Source organism: Staphylococcus massiliensis CCUG 55927, assembly GCF_000298075.1.
In the GTDB taxonomy this organism is placed as follows: Bacteria; Bacillota; Bacilli; order Staphylococcales; family Staphylococcaceae; genus Staphylococcus; species Staphylococcus massiliensis.
Genome location: NZ_JH815593.1, coordinates 495371 through 516207, shown reverse-complemented (window position 1 = coordinate 516207; position 20837 = coordinate 495371). Strand labels below are relative to the sequence as shown.

At 36.3% G+C, this 20837-nt stretch carries 18 protein-coding genes and 1 pseudogene; 16 read left to right on the top strand and 3 right to left on the bottom strand.

All coding sequences use genetic code 11. The features are described from left to right. Positions 1–36 precede the first annotated feature (36 nt). Complete coding sequence (locus A33S_RS0102835; protein WP_009383975.1) at positions 37–1254, top strand: AI-2E family transporter; 1218 nt, start codon at positions 37–39, stop codon at positions 1252–1254. 165 nt (positions 1255–1419) lie between these two features. Further along, a pseudogene (gene mprF / locus A33S_RS0102830) lies at positions 1420–3987 on the top strand (bifunctional lysylphosphatidylglycerol flippase/synthetase MprF). 114 nt (positions 3988–4101) lie between these two features. Here the strand turns inward: mprF and msrA are convergent. After that, positions 4102–4611: a peptide-methionine (S)-S-oxide reductase MsrA gene (msrA, locus tag A33S_RS0102820; RefSeq protein WP_009383978.1), complete on the bottom strand. Its 510-nt coding sequence runs from the start codon at positions 4609–4611 to the stop codon at positions 4102–4104. 137 nt (positions 4612–4748) lie between these two features. Here msrA and A33S_RS0102815 point away from each other — a divergent pair, with 137 nt between their 5' ends. Further along, on the top strand, positions 4749–5747 hold the full coding sequence (locus tag A33S_RS0102815) for an LCP family protein (RefSeq protein WP_009383979.1): 999 nt from the start codon (positions 4749–4751) through the stop codon (positions 5745–5747). 57 nt (positions 5748–5804) lie between these two features. Here the strand turns inward: A33S_RS0102815 and A33S_RS0102810 are convergent, their stop codons facing one another. Beyond that, complete coding sequence (locus A33S_RS0102810) at positions 5805–6008, bottom strand: 2-hydroxymuconate tautomerase (protein WP_268741336.1); 204 nt, start codon at positions 6006–6008, stop codon at positions 5805–5807. Between the two features lie 105 nt (positions 6009–6113). Between A33S_RS0102810 and A33S_RS0102805 the strand changes: the two genes are divergently transcribed. Then, positions 6114–6518, top strand: coding sequence for a sporulation protein (locus tag A33S_RS0102805; RefSeq protein ID WP_009383981.1), 405 nt, complete (start codon positions 6114–6116; stop codon positions 6516–6518). A 153-nt stretch (positions 6519–6671) separates the two neighbouring features. Continuing rightward, entirely contained in the window at positions 6672–7934 is a 1263-nt protein-coding gene (locus A33S_RS0102800; protein WP_009383982.1) for a Y-family DNA polymerase, read from the top strand. 175 nt (positions 7935–8109) lie between these two features. On the opposite strand, the gene A33S_RS0102795 is transcribed toward A33S_RS0102800, so the two are convergent. Further along, positions 8110–9201, bottom strand: a complete 1092-nt coding sequence (locus A33S_RS0102795; protein WP_009383983.1) for a prephenate dehydrogenase — start codon at positions 9199–9201, stop codon at positions 8110–8112. 130 nt (positions 9202–9331) lie between these two features. Here A33S_RS0102795 and A33S_RS0102790 point away from each other — a divergent pair, with 130 nt between their 5' ends. The 11 genes from A33S_RS0102790 to A33S_RS0102740 all read left to right on the top strand — a co-directional run bounded on the left by A33S_RS0102790 (position 9332) and on the right by A33S_RS0102740 (position 20791). Beyond that, a complete protein-coding gene (locus A33S_RS0102790) occupies positions 9332–10372 on the top strand; it encodes a M42 family metallopeptidase (RefSeq protein WP_009383984.1) in 1041 nt (346 codons plus the stop codon). A gap of 510 nt (positions 10373–10882) precedes the next feature. After that, complete coding sequence (locus A33S_RS0102785) at positions 10883–12286, top strand: anthranilate synthase component I (RefSeq protein WP_017176524.1); 1404 nt, start codon at positions 10883–10885, stop codon at positions 12284–12286. Continuing rightward, a complete protein-coding gene (locus tag A33S_RS0102780) occupies positions 12283–12864 on the top strand; it encodes an anthranilate synthase component II (protein WP_009383985.1) in 582 nt (193 codons plus the stop codon). Before A33S_RS0102785 ends, A33S_RS0102780 begins: the two co-directional genes overlap by 4 nt. Beyond that, positions 12852–13853: an anthranilate phosphoribosyltransferase gene (trpD, locus tag A33S_RS0102775; protein WP_009383986.1), complete on the top strand. Its 1002-nt coding sequence runs from the start codon at positions 12852–12854 to the stop codon at positions 13851–13853. The genes A33S_RS0102780 and trpD overlap by 13 nt, the downstream gene beginning before the upstream one ends. Further along, on the top strand, positions 13850–14626 hold the full coding sequence (gene trpC / locus A33S_RS0102770; RefSeq protein ID WP_009383987.1) for an indole-3-glycerol phosphate synthase TrpC: 777 nt from the start codon (positions 13850–13852) through the stop codon (positions 14624–14626). The genes trpD and trpC overlap by 4 nt, the downstream gene beginning before the upstream one ends. 5 nt (positions 14627–14631) lie before the next feature. Continuing rightward, positions 14632–15255, top strand: coding sequence for a phosphoribosylanthranilate isomerase (locus A33S_RS0102765; RefSeq protein ID WP_009383988.1), 624 nt, complete (start codon positions 14632–14634; stop codon positions 15253–15255). 1 nt (position 15256) lies between these two features. Then, a complete protein-coding gene (trpB, locus tag A33S_RS0102760; protein WP_009383989.1) occupies positions 15257–16471 on the top strand; it encodes a tryptophan synthase subunit beta in 1215 nt (404 codons plus the stop codon). Continuing rightward, complete coding sequence (gene trpA, locus A33S_RS0102755; protein ID WP_009383990.1) at positions 16464–17198, top strand: tryptophan synthase subunit alpha; 735 nt, start codon at positions 16464–16466, stop codon at positions 17196–17198. The genes trpB and trpA overlap by 8 nt, the downstream gene beginning before the upstream one ends. 48 nt (positions 17199–17246) lie before the next feature. Then, the gene (locus A33S_RS0102750) at positions 17247–17909 is read left to right on the top strand and encodes a type 1 glutamine amidotransferase domain-containing protein (protein WP_193765453.1); all 663 of its coding nucleotides are present in this window, start codon (positions 17247–17249) and stop codon (positions 17907–17909) included. Positions 17910–18205: 296 nt separating this feature from the next. Continuing rightward, positions 18206–19471 (top strand): aminoacyltransferase, encoded by a 1266-nt coding sequence (locus A33S_RS0102745; RefSeq protein ID WP_017176523.1) that lies wholly within the window; start codon positions 18206–18208, stop codon positions 19469–19471. 60 nt (positions 19472–19531) lie between these two features. Then, positions 19532–20791, top strand: coding sequence for an aminoacyltransferase (locus A33S_RS0102740; RefSeq protein ID WP_017176522.1), 1260 nt, complete (start codon positions 19532–19534; stop codon positions 20789–20791). Positions 20792–20837: the final 46 nt, after the last annotated feature.

Sequence of the window (20837 nt, the reverse complement as noted above, 5' to 3'; positions counted from 1 at the left end):
AAGGGGATAAACAAGGATAAGAAAGTAGGTGTAAGCATGTCGGAGAAAGAGACTAAACCTTCAAAACGCATTCCAATGCGTGAGACACACTTCATGAAATTCTTCGGTGGCAAGAATTTAATATTTGCGTTGATAGCGCTCATATTAATCGGAATTTTTATATTTATCTTTGATAAAGTTTCCTTTATATTCACGCCACTAGTGATTATCTTTAACACAATCGTTGGTCCTGTTCTTGTAGGACTCATTCTATATTACTTATTTAATCCTTTAGTGAATTTAATGGAACGTTACCATATACCGCGACTTTGGGGGATCATTATACTCTTCGTATTCATCGTCGCTGGTTTCGGATTTATCGTAAATATCTTAATTCCATTAATAAGTGATCAACTTAAAAGTTTAGCGACAAACGTACCTAAGTTAATGGATAAGTTCAATCAATTCTTAGATAACCGCTTTAGCGATGGTATGTTTGCGAGCATTTATAATGAAGTTCAAACGAAAGCAACGGAATTCAGTAAGAAAATTCCACAAATGCTTCAAAAATCTTCAGGTGGCGGCGGCATTAGCCAAACACTTAAGAGCTTAGCTGATACGCTTTCGAATATTACGGTAATCGTTCTAACGGCACCATTCGTTTTATTCTTCTTACTTAAAGATGGTCATAAGTTTAAAGATTACACGACGAAATTAATGCCACCTAAATACCGTAAAGATTACCATGATTTAACTGAGAAGATGAGTCATCAAGTTGGTTCATACATTCAAGGTCAAATTATCGTTTCGTTATGTATCGGTATTTTACTATTTATTGGGTATAGCGTTATTGGCTTGAAATACGCAGTTGTACTTGCATGTATCGCGGCCGTGACAAGCGTCGTTCCTTATCTCGGTCCAACAATTGCGATAACGCCAGCTATTATCATATCTATTACAATGTCTCCAATTATGTTATTAAAACTCGTTGTGGTTTGGACATTGGTTCAATTTATCGAAGGTCACTTTATTTCACCCAATGTGATGGGTAAAACATTACAAATCCATCCATTAACAATCATCTTCGTGTTATTAACTGCAGGTAATTTACTCGGTGTTATCGGTGTGATTATCGGTATTCCTGCATACGCAGTGATTAAAGTACTTGTTACGCATTTCTTCTTAATATTCAAGCGTCGTTACAATAAATATTACAGCGATGATGCTGGCGCTTATGAAATCGAAGAAGATCGCAAGAATGTGTCTTACGAATAATATCGCGTTTTGATCATTTAAGCTACCGCCTGTATAGGTTGGTAGCTTTTTTCTATTTGAAAAGCCACGCCACGACAATACGCAAATTTTATGTCTAATCATTACTAAAATTGTTGAATCGTATTAATTTATCATAAATTTCTAAGTATATTTTCTACCAAATTTATGAAATATGTGCTATATTTTTTTCAACATCATTCAATAAAGAGGCGCAACATGAATTATCAATCGAAGAAGACCATACTTAAATTTGCAAAATTGATATTTGGAATTACGTTATTTATTTGTGTATTTTTCATATTAAAACAAGAACTTCAGCATATAAATATCTCCAAAGTACTTCATTTATTTACTGAAATTGACCGTTTTACGCTTATACCTCTTATACTAGCAGGTTGTTTAGCACTCCTTATTTTATGTCTCTATGATGTTTTACTAACAAGAATTTTATCTATTAAGATTCCACTTCAGAATGTGATGAGGTTTAGTTACATTATAAATGCGTTCAATGCTGTATTAGGTTTTGGGGGTATAATAGGTGCATCCGTCCGAATGATGTTTTACAAGTCTTATGTACAAGATCGACCTACACTCATTCGATTTATAAGTTATATTTTAGTTTCAATGATGACCGGTTTAAGCTTTCTTGGATTATTCATGATATATCATTTCTTCTACAATCAATATTTGTTATTTGATCGCCCTTGGTTAGCAGGGATGTATATCATTGTCATTTTGTTTCTACCGTTTTATCTTATTTACACCTTTATCAAACCTGTTATAAAAGGGCGCAGACGAGTAGGCTTGTATTGTATGCTTATTTCATGCATAGAGTGGTTAAGTGCATTTTTCATATTATATTTTTGCTTTATTGTATTAAATGTACACATAGACCTAATTGATTTACTAAGTTTATTCATTATTGCTTCTATTTCGGGTCTAATTAGTTTTGTGCCAGGTGGCTTTGGTGCTTTCGATTTAGTGATGGTACTCGGACTTAAATCTCTAGGCATCGATGAGGAACTGATTGTCCTTGGTTTACTTTTATACCGATTTGTTTATTATATTGCACCTTTATGTGTTGCTGTTATCCTAATGACATTTGAATTAGGTCAATTTGCGAAGCGTTTGCTCGAGGCTTCGAAATACTATATCCCGGCGAAAGATACGACATCTTTTATTCGCTCGTTTCAAAAGGACATTTTACGAAACTTGCCTCACGTCGCTCAAATGGTTGTATTAAGCTTTAGTACTTTCATTTATTTCATCTATAGTGTTTCAATTTTTATCGATGGTATTTATGATAACGATCGCCAGTTTTATCTCATTATATTATCGATTCACATAAGTGCTTGTTTGTTATTATTCTTGAACTTTTATGGTGTCTTTAAAGGGAGTAAACGCGCTATATTATTTAGTATTGTGTCTGAAGCTACAATATTATTTACGACCTTGATGACGTTTGCAACAAGTTTTCAAATTGTCATCATAGCGGTTAACTTGTTTATATTATTGAAACTTTTTAAAAAGGCCAAAGTCTTAAAGCGTACATTTAGATTAAAACGTTTTGTAATAGGTATGACGACATTACTATGTATTATCGGTATGATTCAACTTAGTATTAATGAAGCATTAGTAACGATCAGGCTTCAAAACATTGAGATGTTCACATATTCGGTATCTTATAGCTTTTTAACAACGTTTGTTGTTATATCTTTTTTAGTTATGATTGTGGTTTGGCTTTTCGAAAGGAGATATAAAGGGCAACTGAGTAAGCATTCGATAAGGGAATGTGAACCATTGTTAGAACGATATGGTGGGCATCACTTGAGTCATTTAATGTTTACAGGTGATAAACAAATATTCATTTATCAAGAGGCGTTTCTCATCTATAAAATGAAACGTAATACGATTGTTGTACTAGGAGACCCAATCGGAAATGGAGACGTTTTTGAAGAGATGTTGAGTTCATTCTATGCACATGCGGAGTACCTTGGTTATGATATCGTGTTTTATCAAGTTTCGGAAAGGTACTTGTCTTTGTAACATAGTTTTGGCAATCAATTTTTTAAATTGGGTGAGGAAGCGCTTATAAATCTAAATGACTTTTCAATAAGTGGGAAGAAAAAACGTGGCATGCGTGCAACGTTAAATAAACTGGAGGCACTTGGTTATCAATTTGAATATTTAGAGCCACCATATACGTACGATGATTGGTTAGCGTTAACAAAAGTGAGTGATAGATGGTTGGAAGGTCGTAAGGAAAAATACTTTTCGATTGGTCATTTCACTTATATGTATGTATCTAAAGCAGCCATTCTCGTCTTGCGAGATAAAGAGGGTGTTATTCAGGCGTTTTGTACTGAGATGCCGTCGAATAATAATGATGCGATTTCAGTTGATTTAATACGATGGAATCCTGAGATAAAGCTACCATTCATGGATGCGCTTTATATTCACAGTATGCTTTATTATAAAGAAAAGGGCTTTCAGCGATTTAATATGGGTATGGCGACGTTATCGAATGTAGGACATTTAAAATATGCGTATAGTCGTGAGAAATTTGCGCGTCGCGTGTATGATCACTTTAACGGGATTTATCGTTTTAAGGGGCTGCGTCAGTATAAGGAGAAGTTTAAACCGTCGTTTGAGTCGCGGTATCTGATCTATCATGCGGAATATACGTCCTGGCAAGCTTGTTTGAAGGTGATTTCAGCTATTCATCGTAAATAAAAAAGTTCCTTCCCAGCATGCTTTCCTGGGGCATGGTCGGAGCCTGTAGTCTCCAGACTCATGCTTATCCCCTAGGAGTAAGCTGTGAGGAACTTTAAACTCTGATAATAGTATTTAGTGGGAAGTTTTATAAGCTTGACGCGCTTCAACTTCTTCTTGGTAGCGTTCAGGATTTTTCTTATAGAAATTTTGATGATAATCTTCAGCTTCGTAAAACGTTTGAGCAGGAAGTATCTGTGTTGCTATTGCTTTGTCATGATTAAGCGTTGATTTAAGTGATTCAATATAAGCCTCTGCCTGCTGTTTTTGATCTTCGTTTGTGTAGAAGATGGCTGTACGGTATTGTGAACCTCGATCTTGGAATTGACCTTCAGCATCAGTAGGATCAATGACTGAGAAGAAGATTTCAAGTAATTTATTATACGAGAATAGGGCCACATCGTATTCAATGCGTACGGTTTCAAAGTGGCCTGTTTCACCGGACTTAACGTCTTCGTATGTAGGGTTTTGTTTATGACCACCCATGTATCCTGAAGTGACGGATTCGATGCCCTCATTTGTGTCAAAAGGCTTGGTCATGCACCAAAAGCACCCGCCAGCAAAGTATGCTGTATTGATATTCATAAACTTCCCTCTCTTTATTGGACCTTTGTATGATTTGTTATATAAAGGCTTGATTTTTAAAAGGTTTTTCTTTAACTTTAATATGTATTTATTATAGTACAAGAAGCCCTAATTTTGAAGATATAAGGTTGATTAACATGAGAGAACAAGAACGAACAGAAATAGAAAATGGTAACTATAGCAGGAAGAAAAAACGAAAACGCTTAAAAAAATGGCCTTTTGTTATTTTAGCATTATTAATATTAGGAGCACTGGTTATGGCTTTTATCTTTAAAGGATATCAAAAAGGATTATCAGCCGCTAAGTCTAATAATTACGAACATAAAATTGAAAAATTTAATGGTAAAGTAAAAAATGATGGTAAAGCTACAGTTATGATTCTTGGTGCTGACCGTGAAGACGGTGGCATATCAAGAACCGATTCAATCATGATTGCACAATATGATTACATTCATAAAGATATGAAAGTCGTTTCAGTAATGAGAGACATTTATGCTGAGATACCAGGTTACGGCGAACACAAAATAAATTCAGCATACTCACTGGGAGGACCAGAATTACTTAGACAGACGCTTAAAAAGAATTTAGATATAGATCCTGAATATTATGCGATACTCGACTTTAAAGGGTTTGAGCAAATGATAGACGAATTAAGCCCTAAAGGCATTCCTATCGACGTAGAGAAGGACATGTCTGAAAAAATAGGTGTCTCTTTAACAAAAGGACATCATCGTCTAAATGGTAAAGAACTTCTAGGTTATGCACGTTTTAGAAATGATGAAGAAGGCGACTTCGGTCGTGTGCGTCGACAGCAACAAGTTATGAAGGCACTTAAAAAAGAGCTCATTAGTCCGAAAACGATTTATAAAGGACCAAAACTTGCTGGTATCATGCGTGGCTACGTGAACACGGATATGCCTGATACGACAATTTATCAAACAGGTTTAAGTTTCGTTTTAAGAGGTAGTAAAGATATCGATACGTTAAGCGTTCCTGCAAAAGGCACGTATAGCGATATTCAAACTGAAAGCGATGGCTCTGCCTTACAGATAGATAAAGAACAAAATAAAGAAAAGGTTCGTAAATTTTTAGGTCCGAATGATTCTAAGAAACGCATTCCATTCCCTAAATTCTAACGGACTCAATTAAAAGGTTGGAACGATGATTGTTCCAACCTTTTTCATTTGTAGCACTTATTGATCTGACTTTCTAACGCCACCTACGCTATAATGCGTTTTCTTCATTTCTTCGATTACCACTTGGATTGCTTCTCGGTTAGCACCTGTTGTCTTCTCAACCGCGTCTGTTACTTCAGACACCATTGCTTTAAGTTGTTCGTCCGTTCTACCCTCAATGAGTTGAACCGTTACGATTGGCATGTGATGACCCCCTTTAATGTTTGTAAATTTATTATATCACTTTTGATATTTTAATTTCGTAATGATGATTCTTATGATAAATTTAGATTAAGCGTATTATACCGATTTGAGGAGTGAACATATATGTTTGAAGAAATACTTACTTCATTAGGCATCAAGGGTATGACTGTTGAAACAAAGCTTGATAAAACTTCTTTTGCTAAAGATGAAGAAATTCACGGTACGATTATTTTAAAAGCAGGAGAAAGCAAGCAAACGATTACACATATGTCATTGAAGCTTATGGAAGAATTTGAAAACACTGATGAAACAAGTGATATTAACACAATCGAACATGAACTTGATGAGTTTGTGATGGAAGATGACATCATTATTGATGCGCACGAAGTTAGAGATGTGCCATTTAAATTCAAACCTAAGCAACTCGAATTTAAATCAGACATTAGTGACATATCAATTAAAACTCACGTTTATATTGAAAATAGTATTGATACTGAAGGACAAGAAACAATTAAAATTGAAAGATAAATATTTCGAGGCGACAAGTCGTATGGCTTGTCGTTTTTTTTATGTAAAAACAGAACATTCGTTCTTAAAACTCTTGAATAGGAACAGGTGTTCGTATATAATAGAGACATAATCGATCGAGAGTTTAGTAGTTTAAGAAAGGGTGTGATATACATGTACGATTACAATTTATTAGAAAATCGGGATGTCTTGTGTATTGACCAAAAGAGTTTCTTTGCGAGTGTTTCATGTAGGGAAAAGGGATTAGACCCAATGAAGACGAAATTAGCTGTTGTGGCAGATACAAAAAGGCAGGGGTCTGTTGTATTAGCAGCCACACCGCCACTTAAGAAGTTAGGTATCAAAACAGGGTCACGTTTATTTGAGATACCTCACCGTAATGATATTTATATTATTAACCCGAGTATGCGTAAGTATTTAAATGTATCTGTTCAGATTTCTAAAATCGCTTTGCAATATGTTCCGCCTGAGGATTTACATCAGTACAGTATTGATGAATTCTTTATGGATGTTACGAATAGTTATCATCGTTTTAATACAACACTACATTCATTTTGCGAACGTTTAATTAAAGAAATTTATGACGAAACTAAGATTACATGTGCAATAGGTATTGGTTCAAACATGTTGTTAAGTAAAATCGCATTAGATAATGAAGCTAAGCATCAACCATCCATGATAGCAGAATGGCGTTATCATGATGTGCCGACTAAACTGTGGCCTATTGAACCTTTAAGAGAATTCTGGGGAATTAACCGTCGAACTGAAGCTAAATTAAATAAACGCGGTATTTTTACAATGGGGCAGTTAGCGAAGTACCCACACCAATATCTAAAGCGTGACTTTGGTGTAATTGGGGTTGATTTACATTTACATGCTAATGGTATCGATCAAAGTTTAGTGCGTGAAAAGTACAAAGTGAATAATCCCTCAATCTGTAAGAGTCAAATCTTGATGAGAGATTACGAATATGAAGAATCTAAAATCGTAATGCGTGAATTAATAGAAGATGCTGCGAGTCGTTTACGTGCGCGTAACCAATTCGCTAAAACGATTCATTTCTCCATGGGATATAAAGATGGTGGGGGTGTTCACAAGCAATATACAATACCTGAAGGTACTAACCTTGATGAAGAGATTTTCCAAATTATTGAAAAGCATGCAGATAAGATGTGCGATAAGTCTGCATTATATCGAACATTAAGTGTGTCGTTAACGCAATTTTCGAATGATACTGAACGTCAACTTAATCTATTCTCAGATGAATTTCAACGTAGAAGAGATGAAAAGTTAGCTAAAACAATCGACCAATTACAATTTAAATATGGAAAAGGTATTATATCGAAAGCGATTTCGTATACAGATGCTGGTACGAAACATAATCGTTTAGGACTGATGGCAGGACATAAAATGTAAGCTAGAACAAATTACTCAATTTCCTTAACAGCATGCTTTCCTGGGGTGTGGCCTGAGCCTGTAGTCTCAGGACGCACGCTACTCCCCTAGGAGTCAGCTGTAAGGAAATTGATATAAATAATAGCATAAAGCCATAAATCCAAGTGTATATAGTGATTAAATTATTTACATAGAACTAAGGTAAGTAGGTTTCAAATTGGTGAAGTGCTTCAATCCCTTTTTGACGGTCTTCTGGTGATTTAAAGCTAACCCGTAAGGCGCCGTAAATGTCTTCTCGAGTCTCAAGTATTCTTAAGTTGCTTATAGAAATATTATGTAAACTTAAGAGTTTAGTAACTTCGCTAATCATACCCGGGCGGTCAGGGATGTCTACAAAGAGATCAAAACTCGATAAAACTGCACCTTTTTTCTGAGAAGGAAGCGCATCGCGATAAGTTTTGGCTTGTTCAAAGAATTGGTAGAGTGCTTCAGGCTCAGTATCTTCAAGCATTTGCGTTGCTTCAGCCATCTGTTGTTGCCAATTTTTCATGAGCTTAATCAGGTGATTTTTGTTTTCAAGCGTGATATCACGCCACATTTCAGCATTACTACTCGCGATTCGTGTAATATCTCTAAAGCCACCTGCAGCTAGAAGGGGAACGAGTTGAGATTCATTTGCATAACGTTTGTTTAAATGAACAAGGCTTGCGGCAATGATATGTGGAAAGTGACTTACAACGCCTGTTACAAAGTCGTGTTCATCTGCGTTAACCGTAATAAATTGAGCTAATGTGTGTTGCAATAAATGTTCGATACGCTTAGCTGCGTTCGCATTAGCGTCTAAATTATAGGTAAACATATAATAAGCATTTTCAAATAAGTGTTTTTTAGCATTTAATATACCTGATTTATGACTACCAGCCATAGGGTGACCACCAACTAAATGAATATCATGTTCAAGTAGTTCTTGTTCGAAAGCAAGAATGGAATTCTTAGTACTACCTGTGTCAGTGACGATTAAGCCAGGCTTGGTTTCTAAAGAAGGTAATGTTTTGAGATACGTAACAGTTTGGCTAACAGGCGTTGCATAGAAGATGATATCTGCTTTTGCAACTGCTTGTTCATAATGAGATTGTTTGTGGTCTATAATGCCTATGCTATATGCTTTATCAAGTTGCGATGCATTATAATCATATGCAGAAATAATCACATCGTTGTGATGATGTTTAATATTACTTGCTAAACTACCTCCAATTAAACCAAGTCCAACAAAAAGTATATGAGTCATCGTATCCCACCTTAATTTATAATATTTTGAATTTTACAACGATTAAATGCTAAAATCAATGAAAATATTTTGTTTAATGATATATTTGTATAGAGACAATTCAAACATGTAAATTTTAGGAGGAATCTGCATGCAAGATACGATCTTAGACTTAATAAAATCTCTAACGGCTATTAATAGTCCATCTGGCCATACTGAAAAGGCAATCCAATATGTTAAAGACTATGCGAAGGAACTTGGTTTCAAAACTTATCAAACGACTAAAGGTGGATTGTTTATCGAGGTAGAAGGCGATAATCAAGAACGCCAACGTTGTATTACTGCTCACGTGGATACGTTAGGCGCAATGGTTAAAGAAATCAAAGAAGACGGCCGCTTGGCTTTAGATATTATTGGTAGTTTTAACTATAACGCAGTAGAAGGAGACTACGTCGAAATAGAAACGGCGACTGGCGAAATGTACACGGGCACGATTTGCTTACATGAGACAAGTGTTCATGTCTATCGAGATAATGATAAAATTCCACGTGACCAAGCTCATATGGAAGTGAGAATTGATGAGAAAGTTCGCTCAGCAGAAGAAACTAGAGATTTAGGTATCGAAGTAGGAGACTTTGTAAGTTTCGATCCTAAAACAGTTGTGACTCAATCAGGTTTCATTAAGTCTAGACATCTGGATGATAAAGCTAGCGTAGCCATGATTATGGCTTTCCTAAAAGAAATTCGTTCAGAATCAATCACGTTACCTCATCAGACTTACTTCTATATTTCAAATAATGAGGAAATTGGCTATGGGGCTAACTCAAATATATCAGATCAGATCGAAGAATTTATTGCATTTGATATGGGGGCTCTAGGTGATGGACAGAACTCAGATGAATATACCGTTTCTATATGTGCGAAAGATAGTTCAGGTCCTTATCACAAGAAGCTTAAAGAACAACTTATTCAATTATGTAAGCTAAATAAGATTCCGTATAAAGTTGATATCTATCCATATTATGTGTCAGACGCATCAGCAGCGTTAAAAGCAGGCGCAGATATTAAACACGGTTTATTCGGTGCAGGCATCGAATCCTCACATGCCTTAGAACGTACGCATGTTGATTCATTAAATGCTACGATGCAATTATTAAAAGTATATTGTTTATCAAAAATGGATGACGCATAAAATAACTTTTAAAAATTAAAAAAATTTGTTGACATCTTAAAATGACCGATGTATAGTATGTATTAATTCAACGACGTAAACGTATGTTGATAACGCATTGATAAGTAGCATATGTATTTGTAGCAATCAGAAAGCTAATGGTTGATGGAAATTAGCACAAATCAGGATGTGAATTGGGCAGTGTGTTTCATAAATCAATAAATCATTAAAGTGAACAAGAAATTGTTAATTAAGGTGGCACCACGGTAACGCGTCCTTATCTTTCGCGTTATTGTGGTGTTTTTTGTTAGATAGAATGAAGTAGTTATTTGAGACGGTAGCATAAGAAAGTTAGTGGTTGATGTAAACTAACACCTTCAAATAATGAATTGGGTTTTATCAAGGATACAACGAATTGAATATGTAAGAGTGAATTGCATCTATGCAATTAATTAAGGTGGTACCGCGCGTAAGCGTCCTTTTCGAAGGATTGCATACGCGCGTTTTTATTTTAAAAAGGAGGAAACCAAATTGAAGATAAGTTACAAAGTTTTACCAGCAGATATCACACCAGAAGCACTCGGTTATTTGAGAGATAAAAAAATCATTTTGGAGAGTTCAAGTAATAACCAACAAAAAGGTCGATATTCAATTGTCGCATTCGAGCCATATGGCAGAGTGGAGTTAAATCATGAGTTGTTACGAATTTGGTTTCCTTCTAGAATCATTAAAGAGACGTTATCACCTTATGAAAAGTTAAAAACGTTTATCAATCAGTATCATGAGGACATCAAAGATCCTTCGCTTGCACATTTACCATTTGTTTCAGGATTTATTGGTACATGTAGTTTCGACTTAGTGAGACATGCATTTCCTAAATTAATGGACATACCTATTGAGGGAGATAGTTCGGATTTAAAATTCTATATGATTGAAAGTGTTTATGTATTTGATCACTATAAAGAGCTTTTATACGTCATTTCATCAAATCTATTTTCTGAATTTTCTGAATATGAACTTGATATGAGGGTTGATCAAATGGTAAAGGCATTACAGTCTGTACCCGTATTCAAGAACGATGTGGCTTTTCAAAATGAAGACAAAACAATCACGGCGAATATTGATGAAGAAACGTTCAAGGAACGCGTTAATACCTTCAAGAAGCTCATTAAGGCTGGGGATATGTTTCAGGTGGTTCCATCGCGTATTTATCAATATAAGCATGGATTTCAGGATCAGTTAGATAGTTTAAGTTACCAACTTTATCGGAAGTTAAAGCGTCGTAACCCGAGTCCTTATTTGTACTACATTAACTTAGAGGATGACATTATTGTTGGAAGTTCACCTGAAAGCTTTGTGAAGGTAACGAATAACAAGGTTACCACGAATCCTATTGCTGGAACGATTTCAAGAGGTCGAGATGAACATGAAGATTGTCAGAATGCCAAGCAACTCATGAATGATGAGAAGGAATTAAGTGAACACCGCATGTTGGTAGATTTAGGGCGTAACGATGTCCATCGCGTTTCAAAGGTTGGTTCAGTGTCACTTAAAAAGTTGATGGACATTGAGCGTTTCGAACATGTCATGCATATCGTCAGCGAAGTTGAAGGCGAGTTGAAGGATGACATATCGCCAATCGAAGTCATAACGAGTTTACTACCTACGGGAACGGTTTCAGGAGCACCAAAGTTACGTGCGATACAACGTATCTATGAAACGCATCCTTATAAACGAGGCGTTTATAGTGGTGGCGTTGGTTATATCAATTGTAATCAGAATCTCGATTTAGCTTTAGCAATTCGCACGATGCTTATTGATGACACGTTTGTGCGTGTGGAAGCAGGATGTGGTGTTGTCTATGACTCTAAGGTTGAGAATGAATTGAATGAAACGAAACTTAAAGCTAAAAGTTTATTGGAGGTAACACCATGATTTTAATCATCGACAACTACGATTCATTTACCTACAACTTGATTGATTTAATAGCTAAGCACGACGATGTGATTATTCGTTACCCAGATGATAATGATGTTCTGCAAATTGAATGCGATGGGGTGGTCATTTCACCTGGTCCAGGACATCCGATTGATACAAATGATTTAGAGAAGATTATTTCTCGATATGACCATAAACCAATCTTAGGCGTATGCTTAGGCGCTCAAGCTATTAATTGTTACTACAACGGTTTAGTGGTGGAAGGTGAGAAGGTCTTACATGGAAAAGTAGACCGAATGAAGGTTAATTATCCGTCTCGATTATACAAAGGTTTATCAGAATATTTCGACATTATGCGTTACCACTCATTAGTTTGTCAGTTTGAATCTTTTCCACATCGGTTGGTTATCACTGGCACTATTAAAGACTGTATTCAGTCTTTCGAGCATCAAAGTAAACCACATTTCGGTATTCAGTATCATCCAGAATCGTTCGCTTGTGATGTAGGACCTCAAATCATAAAGAATTTTGTTGACCTAACAAAAGAAAGGAGTCAAAAACCATGGAAATCTTAAAAAAGCTTATGCAATTTCAAAACTTAACAGAGGCTGAAGTACAGTGGATGGTTGACTTCTTTTTAGATGAAAATGTGGATGAGCAAGAGAAACTGCACATTTTAATTGCTTTTACGATGAAGCGCGAAACAACTGAGGAGTTAACAGCTTTAACAAAAGCATTAATCGCTTCGATGTATCAAACGCAGCCCACATACAATAATGCGATGTGCGTATGTGGAACAGGTGGCGATCGCTCGAATAGCTTTAACATTTCAACAACCGTGTCGTTTGTAGTTGCGGCTGCAGGCGTGCCTATTATAAAGCACGGCAACAGAAGCATTACTTCCAAGTCAGGTAGCGTCGACCTTTTAGAAGCTTTAAAAGTTGAAACGTTGAGCGTTCAAAACGCTACACAAGACGTTGATGAAAAAGGAATATCATTCTTAAGTGCCACTGAAACGTATCCAGTGTTTAAGTACATTCAACCGATTCGAAAACGTATTCCAATGCCCACTGTTTTCAATATTGTTGGGCCGATGATTAATCCGTTTCAATTAGATTACCAAGTTATGGGTGTTTACGAACCTAGTAAGATGTCGATGATTGCAAAGACAATTCAAACGCTTGGACGTAAGCGTGCAATCGTCGTACATGGTGCGAATGGTATGGATGAGGCTACGTTATCCGGAGATAACTTAATTTATGAAGTCACTCCGAACGAGATTAAACAATATACGATAAATGCTAAGGACTTCGGTTTGAATTATGCGGATAATGCGTCGTTGATAGGTGGGGATGTTGACGTCAATAAAGCAATCACGCTACGTATCTTAAATGGCACGGAGCAAGGACCAAAGCGTGATGTGGTTTTATTAAATGCAGGCATTGCTTTGTATGTAAGCGAAAAAGCAGCATCGATTCAGGAAGGCGTACATCAAGCGCGAAAGATCATAGACAAACAATTCGCTTTGAAATTGTATCAACAATTAGGAGGTGTTAGCGTATGACGATTTTAGACGACATTGTTGAATATAAGACCACATTAATTGAAGACGGCTATTATAAGCGAAAGTTAACTGAAATTAAGTCTGAGCGTTCTCATTCTAAGCGCTCATTTATTAGCGCACTAGAAGCGAGCAATCACATCGAAGTTATAGCTGAAATCAAATCTAAGAGTCCGAGCGTCAAAGATATTCCAACGCGTAATCTTGTTGAACAGGTTAAAGTTTATGAAGCGCACGGTGCGAAAGCAATATCTATTTTAACCGATGAAAAGTACTTTTCAGGTAGTTTCGAGCGTCTCATGCAATTAAGACAACATACCGATTTACCGATTTTATGCAAAGATTTTATCGTTGATACGTCTCAAATTGATGTTGCGCACCAAGCAGGAGCTGACATCATTCTACTGATCGTTCATATCTTAACTGATGCACAATTGGAGTTGTTATACAACTATGCGCTTGAAAAAGATTTAGAGGTACTTGTTGAAGTACACGATAAACAAGAACTTGAACGTGCGCATCAATTGAATCCTCGTTTAATTGGTGTGAATAACAGGGATTTAAAAACCTTTATAACGGATGTGCAACATACGAAACATATCTTAAATGGAGACTTGAACAGTCATACGTATTATATATCTGAAAGTGGCATTCAGTCGCCTGAAGATATTGCAGCAATCATAGACTCAGGCATTTCTGGTGTATTGATGGGTGAAGCGTTAATGCGTTCAAAACGACTCGACGCATTGATACCTCAATTAAGGCAAAGGATCTGATCACGATGTATATCAAATTTTGCGGTTTTAAAAGGTTAGTTGAAGTTGAAGTAGCTGTTGAATTAGGGGTTAATGCGATTGGTTTTATTCATTATCCGAAAAGTAAACGACATGTTTCGATTGAAGAAATGAAAACGTTATCTCAAGCGATCCCTTCTAAAATCGACCGTGTGGCAGTGTTAGTTAATCCAAAAATGGCGCTTATAGACGAGATTTTAACGCAAACTTCTATTAATACCATTCAATTACATGGCAATGAGGAACCGGGTTATATCAAGGACATTAAAGACAAGTATCCTGATGTGAAAATTTTTAAAGCGATACCCGCTTCAACTAAAACGTCGCGCATCATGAGGTTATATGAGTCGCTTGTAGATGTATTTATCATTGATACACCGTCTTCACAGCGTGGTGGTACAGGTGAAACTTTTAAATGGTCTTTAGTAAAAGCCATTAAAGATACACCATTTCTACTAGCAGGCGGTATAAACAGTGACAATGTTGAACAGGCGAAACATATATCTCAGTGTCTTATTGGTTTTGATTTATCAAGTGGTATTGAAGTAGATGGTTATAAATCTCAAGAAAAAATGGAAGCTTTTATAAATACAATAAAAAGGAGCGTTTAACATGACATATATACAAACTGAAGCTGATGAATTAGGCTTCTTTGGAGAATATGGTGGGCAATTTGTACCTGAAACGTTAATGCCTGCTGTTCAAGAGTTAAAGACAGTTTATCAAAGATTGAAAACGGACGTGGCTTTTCAAGAGAAGTATCAAGATTATTTGAAGCACTATGTAGGACGTGAAACACCGCTGACTTATGCTGAATCCTATACGAAGGCGATAGGTGGGGCGAAGATTTATTTAAAGCGTGAGGATTTGAATCATACTGGTGCGCATAAAATTAATAATGCCCTCGGTCAAGCGCTCGTTGCTCAAGCAATGGGTAAAAAGAAGCTTGTCGCTGAAACGGGTGCAGGACAACATGGTGTAGCGAGTGCGACTGTTGCAGCTTTATTCGATATGGATTTAATTGTATTTATGGGTGAGGAAGATATTCGTCGTCAAAAGCAAAATGTGTTTCGAATGGAATTGTTAGGCGCTAAAGTGGTGAGTGTTACGGATGGGCAAGGTACGTTATCTGATGCCGTAAACAAGGCACTCCAATACTGGGTTGAGAACGTTGATGACACGCATTACTTATTAGGATCAGCTTTAGGGCCAGATCCGTCTCCAACTATGGTAAGAGATTTCCAAAGTGTTATCGGTAAGGAAATCAAGTCACAATTAATGAAACGCGAAAACCGTTTACCTGATGCGGTTGTTGCTTGTATAGGTGGTGGTTCGAATGCGATAGGAACATTCTATCCCTTCATACAAGATGAATCGGTTAAGTTATACGGTGTAGAAGCATCAGGAGAAGGGCCAGATACGAAACGTCACGCGCTTGCAATTAATAAAGGTAAAAAGGGTGTGTTACATGGTACGAAGATGTATATCATCCAAGATGAACATAATCAAATTGATTTAGCGCATTCTATTTCTGCTGGACTGGATTATCCTGGAATTGGCCCGGAACATTGCTATTACCACGATATTGGACGTGTTCAATATGAAATGGCTTCTGATGATGAAGCTATGCAAGCATTGAAACGCTTTACGGAAGCTGAAGGGATTATCCCGGCAATAGAAAGTGCGCATGCGCTAAGTTATGTCGAGCGTTTAGCACAAGAAATGAATCCAGATGACATCATTGTCGTAACGATATCTGGACGTGGTGATAAAGATATGGACACGATTCGAACTTACTTTGGAGAAGAGGTGCGTCGTGATGGGTAAATTATTTGTACCTTATATTATGGGTAATCAGAAGATGATTGAAAATTTGAAGCTCTTAGAACATTACGGTGCGGATTATGTTGAAATTGGCATTCCATTTTCAGATCCTGTAGCAGACGGGCCAATTATAATGGAAGCTGGCCAAGAGGCGATTCGCGAAGGACAAACTACGGATAAGATTTTAGAGACTTTGAAACAACACCGTGATCATATTAAGGTCCCATATATCTTGATGACGTATTATCATATGATCGAAGTGTATGGTGAAGATGCATTTTTTAAAGCTTGTACGGAAGCAGGGGTGTATGGATTAATTATACCTGATTTACCGTATGAACTACTGAAGCAACTTAAAGAACGCCATCCGAATCGTAAGCTAAAGTTAATTTCGTTAATCTCGATGACAGCGAATGAAGCACGTATTGAAAACATTGCGAAAGAAGCTGAGGGCTTTATATACACGGTAACGATGAATGCAATTACAGGGCAGGACGGGGCCTTTCACCCTGAGCTAAAAGAAAAAATTGAATTTATTAAGCGTCATGCCAAAGTACCTGTGATGGCAGGGTTTGGTATTAAGACACCGAAAGACGTCAAAGAAATCGCAGCTACGGCTGATGGTGTCGTTATCGGTAGTGAAATTGTTAAACGTTTCAAGGAAGGACCTGACGAAACGACGTATCAGTATTTGGCTTCAATACAAGCCGCTTTAAATGAATCTCGATAACGCATGTGATATAATAAGATTACGAGGTACCATAAAGAAGGGAGATATATCATGACTAAAGTATTATTTGTCTTAACGAGTACGGATGAATTTAAAGATGGTACGCCAACTGGTTTATGGTTAGAAGAAGCTGCGGCGGTTTACCATGTGTTAGATGATGCTGGTATTGAAGTAGAATTAAGTTCAATTAAAGGTGGTAGCACACCTGTTGACCCTAATTCTGTAGCAAATAATGAACTTGAAAAGTATGAAGGTTTCTCAAAATTACTTCAGCAATTAAAATCAATTGATGAAGTGAATAGTAGTGATTATGATGCAGTTTATTTCCCAGGCGGACACGGTACAGTATTCGATTACGCGAACAATGAGAAAGTAAGTGCACTTGTTCAAGCATTTATTAAAGAAGATAAATGGGTATCAGCTGTTTGTCACGGACCTAGTGCATTTGTAGGTGCGAAAGATGATAATGGTGAATACCTTGTGAAAGATATTAAAATAACAGGCTTTACGGATAGTGAAGAAAAAGCAATGAAGCTTGATGACAAAGTTCCATTCTTGCTTGAAACTGAATTACGTAAGCAAGGTGCAGAATTTGAATCTAAAGATGATTTTTCTGAACATGTTATTGAGAGCAAGCCTTTTATAACAGGACAAAACCCTCAATCAAGTGAAGGCGTTGGCGTTGCTTTAAAAAATGCGTTAAAAGGGTAATCTTATCAATTAAATAAACATTTAATAACACTTCAATTATTATATTTACGGTTTCATACATGTTAATATAATATTGAGGTGTTTTTTTGATGCCTCTTAGTCATTTTTAAATTAGACATATAAGTTGCATCAATGACATACATACAAAAACGATTTTAAATTAAGAATTTAACGTTCTTTACACTTTTAGTTTTGCTAAGCTTTATTGTATAATAGCCAAAGTTAAAGGGTCATATATTTCGAAACACTAAAGTTTTAGTAAATGACGTATTTAGAGATATAGGAGCATAATGAAAATGAAATTTACGAATTTAACGACTGCAGAATTTGGGCAATTTGCGGATGCAATGCCTTATAGCCATTTTACACAAATGGAACAAAACTATGAGTTGAAAGTATCTGAAGGTACTGAAACACATTTAGTAGGTATTAAAGACAAAGATAATCATGTACTTGCAGCCTGTCTGTTAACTGCAGTACCAGTTATGAAATTTTACAAGTACTTTTATTCGAATCGCGGACCTGTGATTGATTATGACAATAAAGAGCTTGTGCACTTCTTTTTTAACGAATTATCTAAGTATTTAAAACAATATAACTGTTTATATTTACGTGTTGATCCTTATTTACCATATAAGATGCGTAATCATGATGGTGAAGTCATTAAGGATTATGAGAACGACTGGTTATTTGATAAGATGCAAGAATTAGGTTTCGAGCATGATGGATTTACGACTGGTTTCAGTTCAATTTACCAAGTTCGTTTCCACTCGGTTCTTGATTTAAAAGACAAGACAGATAAAGACGTGCTTAAAGGTATGGATAGCCTTCGCAAACGTAATACTAAGAAAGTTGCGAAGAACGGTGTTAAAGTTCGCTTCTTAAAAGAAGATGAATTAGATATCTTCCGTTCGTTTATGGAACAAACTGCTGAAACGAAAGCATTCGACGACCGAGATGATGATTTCTACTACGACCGTATGAAGCATTACGGTGACCGTGTACTGGTACCGCTTGCTTACATTAATTTCGATGAGTATATCGAAGAATTAACGAAAGAAGAAGCAGGTTTCCATAAAGAGATTGCTAAAGCCGAGAAAGATATCGAGAAACGTCCAGATAACAAGAAATCTCATAATAAAAAAGCGAATCTTGAACAGCAACTTGAAGCGAACCAAAACAAACTTAAAGAAGCGAAAGACTTACAAGCGAAACATGGTAATGAGCTACCAATTTCAGCAGCATTCTTTATTATTAATCCTTTTGAAGTGGTTTATTACGCAGGTGGAACGTCTAATGAGTTTAGGCACTTTGCAGGCAGTTACGCCGTTCAATGGGAGATGATTAATTACGCACTAGACCATGGTATTGATCGTTATAATTTCTATGGCATTAGTGGTGACTTTTCAGAAGAGGCAGAAGATGCTGGCGTAATTAAATTTAAAAAAGGATTCAATGCTGATGTTATAGAATATGTTGGTGACTTTGTTAAACCAATAAACAAACCGGCATACAATGTTTATAAATTGCTTAAAAAAGCAAAAGATAGAATTAAGAGGTAATTTATTATGTCTCACACAGTGTTATAATAGTATTATCTAGAAGAAGGGAATTCGATTGGTATGAAATTTACAGAATTAACAGTTGAAGAATATGACCAATTTGTTCAAAATTCCACATTGGAAAGTCATTACTTTCAAATGAAAGAAAGTATTAAGACAAGAGAAGACGATGGTTTCCAGGTTGTATTACTCGGGGTTAAAGATGAAGCAAATCGCGTCATCGCTGCGAGTCTATTTTCTAAGATTCCTACAATTGGAAGTTATGTTTATTACTCAAATCGCGGTCCAGTCATGGATTATAGTGATTTAGGTCTTGTTGATTACTATCTAAAGGGACTTGATAAGTATCTAAAGCAACATCAATGTCTTTATGTAAAGATTGACCCTTACTGGATGTACAATCTTTATGATAAGGATATTAATCCGTTTCCTGATTTTGAAAAGAACGATAAGTTAGTGAATTTATTTAAGTCACATGGTTATACGCACCACGGGTTTACGACGCAATATGACAATTCAAGTCAGGTAAGATGGATGGGTGTATTAAACCTAAAAGGTGAAACACCACAATCACTTAAGAAGCAATTTGATAGTCAGCGTAAACGTAATATCAACAAAGCTAAGAATTATGGTGTTAAGATTCGTATGCTAGACGAAGATGAAATCGACATCTTCCTTGAGTTGTATCGTGAAACAGAAGCGCGTACAGGTTTTACGTCTAAGACCGATGAGTATTTCAAGAACTTTATTCACAATTACGGCGATAAAGTGTTAATGCCACTAGCGTACATTGATCTAAGTGAGTATATCGAGAATCTTCAGAAGTCATTAACTGAACAAGAGTCTAAGCGTGATCAAATGATGGCGAAAGAAAATAAATCTGATAAACAACTTAAGAAGATTGCTGAATTAGACAAGCAAATTAGTCATGCTCAGAAAGAACTTCTTGCAGCTAGCGAGCTGCGTCAAACAGACGGCGATGTATTAAACTTAGCAAGTGGTGTCTTCTTTACGAATGCTTACGAAGTGAACTACTTCTCAGGTGGTTCATCTGCTAAATACAATAATTACATGGGCCCTTATATGATGCATTGGCACATGATTAATTATTGTTTCGAGCACGGCTATGAACGCTATAATTTCTATGGTTTATCAGGTGACTTCACTGAGGATAGCGAAGATTATGGTGTTTACCGCTTTAAACGTGGCTTTAATGTTCAAATTGAAGAGTTAATTGGTGATTTCTACAAGCCAATTAAACCGATTAAATACTGGATTTATAACAAATACCAAGCTGTTCGCAGTAAGATTGGTAGATAATAATAGTGTATCGAAACTAGGGTGGTGTCATCGCCCTAGTTTTTTG